This window comes from Falsochrobactrum ovis, from assembly GCF_003259955.1.
GTDB classification, from domain to species: domain Bacteria; phylum Pseudomonadota; class Alphaproteobacteria; order Rhizobiales; family Rhizobiaceae; genus Brucella; species Brucella ovis_A.
In genome coordinates this window covers 1-3,896 of sequence record NZ_QLMK01000033.1, presented here as the reverse complement: position 1 = coordinate 3,896, position 3,896 = coordinate 1, and the positions used below count along the sequence as shown (strand labels likewise).

Here is a 3,896-nt window from a genome sequence, read left to right as displayed (position 1 = left end):
GAAGCTTTCGATGCATGGAAAATTGCGGCCTGTTTCGCCTGAATATCTACGAGCCACGGGCCTTTCCGGTCAGAGAAACTTAACGTGACAACACCTTGATCGAGGTTAAAGGGATGGCTCCATGCCAATCAATTCCATGGCCAGTGTTTGTGAGGCTTCGGAAATTTCGGGATTAAAGCGTAGCCAATAGCCTTTATCGCTTGCGATTTTCACGTCGCAGGCTTCCACAAGCTGGCCACGGCGGATAGCTATATCCACCAAGCCGTCCCATCCAAGCGCAATCCCCTGATGCGCGATCGCGGCTTCAATAACCAGATTATAGGTATTGAAAACAACCCCACGATTGTTTTCGGCAAGCTCGTCCCCGATTGAATCCAGCAAGTCATGCCAAGTGTACCAACGGTTACCTTGAAAGCTGTCGAGATGCAACAATGAAGCGGTACCGAGTCCCTTGCCTTGCGGAAAAGGTCCATGTCTTTCGAGGAAAGCGGGAGAACAGACCGGGACGACGCTTTCGCCCAGAAAGGGAACAACAGCCCCTTTTCCAAAATCTTCGCGGGCGCCAAAGAGAATGGAAATATCCGCCTCTTTCTGCGCCAGCGGTTCGATCATGGAGGAAGCGGTGATGCGGACATCCATTTCAGGGTATCTGGAGCGGAAACGGCCCACGCGCGGCATGAGCCAAAAGGCAGCGAAGCCGTAGTCGGTCGAAATGCGCAAACTTGGTCGGCGCCGCTGCCGCTCGATCTGTTGAATCGCTTCATCAATACCAACAAGGCCCGCTCGCACTGCCTCATATAATATGCGCCCTTCCGGCAGAATTTCCACTCCGCGACCGCGTCTTGCAAAAAGAATAATGCCCAAACCTTCTTCCATGCGTTTTATTTGATAACTGACTGCCGGTTGGGTCATTCCCAATTCCCGCGCGGCAAGGGTCAGATTTTCCAACCGTCCAACTGCTTCGAAAATAGACAGGCTGGTTAAGTTCCACGACGAAGAAATCATAAATAGCCTTTATGGGTTCAATAAAAATTGAAGGTCTTTTTCTTTAAACCAAAAGCTGTTTTGCTAAAAGCCATCGAAGCAAAGTCATAATAGTTTTCGATCGGACACATCGAATGCCAACGGAGGGAACAAGCATGCGTCATTTCAAACAGGCAGGACTGGCCCTTATAGTTTACGCAGCTCTATCGTCGACCGCACTGGCAGCGGATCCCGCTGCATGCGAAACGATCCGGCTATCCGATCCGGGCTGGACCGACATTACCTCGACCAACGGTATTGCCAGTGTGTTACTGGAGGGGCTTGGCTATAAGGCTGACGTGAAAACCATGTCGGTCCCTATCGGCTATGAGGCGCTGAAAAATGGCGATATCGACGTCTTCCTTGGCAATTGGATGCCCGCGCAGCAAAAATTTCGCGATGATCTCGACAAGAATAATGCGGCAGAAATCCTCGTAAAGAACCTTGAAGGTGCCAAATTCACTCTGGCCGTTCCTGCTTATGTCGCGCGCGAAGGCGTCAAGGACATTGCGGATGTTGCTGCTCACGCAGATAAATTCGGCAAGGAAATTTATGGAATCGACCCCGGTTCCCCAGCTAATCAGAATATTCAGCGCATTATCGATAATGAGAAATTCAAGCTCGATGGCTGGAAAATCGTGGAATCGAGTGAGCAGGCCATGCTGGCGCAGGTCGACCGCAAGAACCGGGTCAAGGATTGGGTGCTGTTCCTGGCCTGGGCTCCGCATCCGATGAATACGAAACTAGAAATTGAATATCTTTCCGGCGGAGATGATTACTTCGGCCCCAATTATGGCGGTGCGGAAGTCAACACGCTGGCACGAACCGGCTGGGCGGAGAACTGCCCCAATGCCGCCGGTTTCTTCAAGAATCTGGTCTTCACTGTCGATATGGAAAATGAGCTGATGGACAAGATTCTTAATGAAGGTGCCGATGGGCAGGCAGCGGCTAGAGCATGGCTCAAGGACAATCCCGGACAGATCGACACATGGCTGGAGAACGTGACGACCCTGAGCGGTGAACCGGGCCCTGCTGCTGTGAAAAAGCATCTCGGCCTTTGACACCCATTCGCAAAGACCCTGAAATGATAAAATATGGGCGGTTCATCCGCCTGTTTTCGCGTTTTCAATTGTCGGAATTTATCAATGGACAAGCCAAATATTCTAATTTTGATGGTTGATCAGCTCAATGGCACGCTGTTTCCGGACGGACCGGCTGAGTTTCTGCATGCACCGAACCTTAAAAAGCTTGCAGCACGGTCCGCACGTTTTGCCAATTGTTATACGGCCAGCCCCCTCTGTGCGCCGGCGCGCGCTTCCTTTATGTCAGGGCAACTGCCTTCCCGCACGCGAGTCTATGACAATGCCGCAGAGTTCTCGTCGGAGATTCCCACCTATGCGCATCACTTACGCAATGCCGGTTATCAAACCAGTCTGAGCGGTAAAATGCATTTTGTCGGTCCTGATCAGTTGCATGGTTTTGAGCAACGCCTGACCACCGATATTTATCCGGCCGATTTCGGCTGGACTCCGGATTATCGCAAACCCGGTGAGCGCATTGACTGGTGGTATCACAATCTGGGCTCTGTCACGCAGGCCGGTTCTGCCGAAATCACCAATCAGCTCGAATATGACGACGAAGTCGCCTATCACGCGGAAGCTAAACTCTATGACCTCGCCCGTGGACATGACAGCCGCCCATGGTGCCTGACTGTCAGCTTTACCCATCCGCACGATCCCTATGTTGCACGCAAGCGATTTTTTGATCTTTATCAGGATATTGCGGAGCTCGATCTAGGCGTCGGGTCCCTGCCGCCAGAACAGCTCGATCCCCATAGCGAGAGGTTGCTGAGGGCGGCCAAAGCGGAAGATTATACGCTGACCCGCGCACAGATCAGGACGGCACGTCAGGCATATTTTGCCAATATTTCCTATGTGGATGAGAAGATCGGCAATCTCCTCGGCATCCTTGATCGCTGTGGAATGGCTGAGAATACCGTGGTAATTTTCACATCTGACCACGGCGATATGCTGGGTGAGCGCGGCATGTGGTTCAAGATGAGCTTCTTCGAAGGATCGGCGCGTGTTCCGTTGATGATTGCGGCACCGGAAGTTACCCCCGGCCGCATCACGCAACCGGTTTCAACTCTCGATGTAGTGCCAACGCTCGCGGATCTTGCCAATATTGATCTGCGTGAAATTGAGCCATGGACGGATGGAACCTCACTCGTCGGGGTGGCGGCAGGCCATAAGCTGCGGGAAGCAGTACCCGTCGAATACGCGGCAGAAGGCACGATTGCTCCGATGGTTTCCCTTCGCGAAGGCGATTGGAAGCTCAATCTTTGCCGTGCCGACCCGCCGCAACTTTTCAATTTGGCGCAGGACCCCAACGAGTTGCATAATCTGGCAAATCAACATCAATACAGCGATGTTTTTAAGCGGCTTTCGCAGCTTTCGCTCGAAAGGTGGGATCTGGATCGCTTCGATCAGGATGTACGCTCGAGCCAAGCCCGCAGGCATATTGTCTATTCGGCGCTTCGCAATGGGGCCTATTATCCGTGGGATTACCAGCCGCTCCAGAAAGCATCCGAACGTTATATGCGCAATCATATGGACCTGAATGTGCTGGAAGAAAGTCAGCGGTTTCCGCGCTGATTTTCCGAGGTAGAAGTAATGAAATCTAGGTTCAGGACCCATTGATTTGACGTGATGTCTATGATTCAGAGGGCAGTGCAGGAGCCTGAATCATGAGCAATTTATTTTGGCTGACGGACGAGCCAATGGCTCGTCTTCGTCCTTATTTCCCCAAGAGCCATGGTCGCCAGCGCGTTGATGATCGGCGCGTTCTGAGCGGGATCATCTTCGTTAACCGCA

The 3,896-nt window shown here is 52.3% G+C and carries 3 protein-coding genes and 1 pseudogene; 3 read left to right on the top strand and 1 reads right to left on the bottom strand.

Annotated features, from left to right (window positions below; genetic code table 11):
- Window positions 1-105 precede the first annotated feature (105 nt).
- Complete coding sequence (locus tag C7374_RS15720) at window positions 106-1,005, bottom strand: LysR substrate-binding domain-containing protein (RefSeq protein WP_111576536.1); 900 nt, start codon at window positions 1,003-1,005, stop codon at window positions 106-108.
- A 134-nt stretch (window positions 1,006-1,139) separates the two neighbouring features.
- Between C7374_RS15720 and choX the strand changes: the two genes are divergently transcribed.
- From choX to C7374_RS15705, 3 genes and pseudogenes are all read left to right on the top strand, one after another.
- Window positions 1,140-2,084 (top strand): choline ABC transporter substrate-binding protein, encoded by a 945-nt coding sequence (gene choX, locus C7374_RS15715; RefSeq protein WP_111576535.1) that lies wholly within the window; start codon window positions 1,140-1,142, stop codon window positions 2,082-2,084.
- 84 nt (window positions 2,085-2,168) lie between these two features.
- Window positions 2,169-3,677: a choline-sulfatase gene (betC, locus tag C7374_RS15710; RefSeq protein WP_111576534.1), complete on the top strand. Its 1,509-nt coding sequence runs from the start codon at window positions 2,169-2,171 to the stop codon at window positions 3,675-3,677.
- A gap of 92 nt (window positions 3,678-3,769) precedes the next feature.
- A pseudogene (locus C7374_RS15705) lies at window positions 3,770-3,896 on the top strand (IS5/IS1182 family transposase); the annotation flags it as partial.

Coding starts and splice junctions, on each gene's coding strand:
- C7374_RS15720 (WP_111576536.1), bottom strand. CDS start 1,005: ATGATTTCTTCGTCGTGGAACTTAACCAGCCTGTCTATTTTCGAAGCA.
- choX (WP_111576535.1), top strand. CDS start 1,140: ATGCGTCATTTCAAACAGGCAGGACTGGCCCTTATAGTTTACGCAGCT.
- betC (WP_111576534.1), top strand. CDS start 2,169: ATGGACAAGCCAAATATTCTAATTTTGATGGTTGATCAGCTCAATGGC.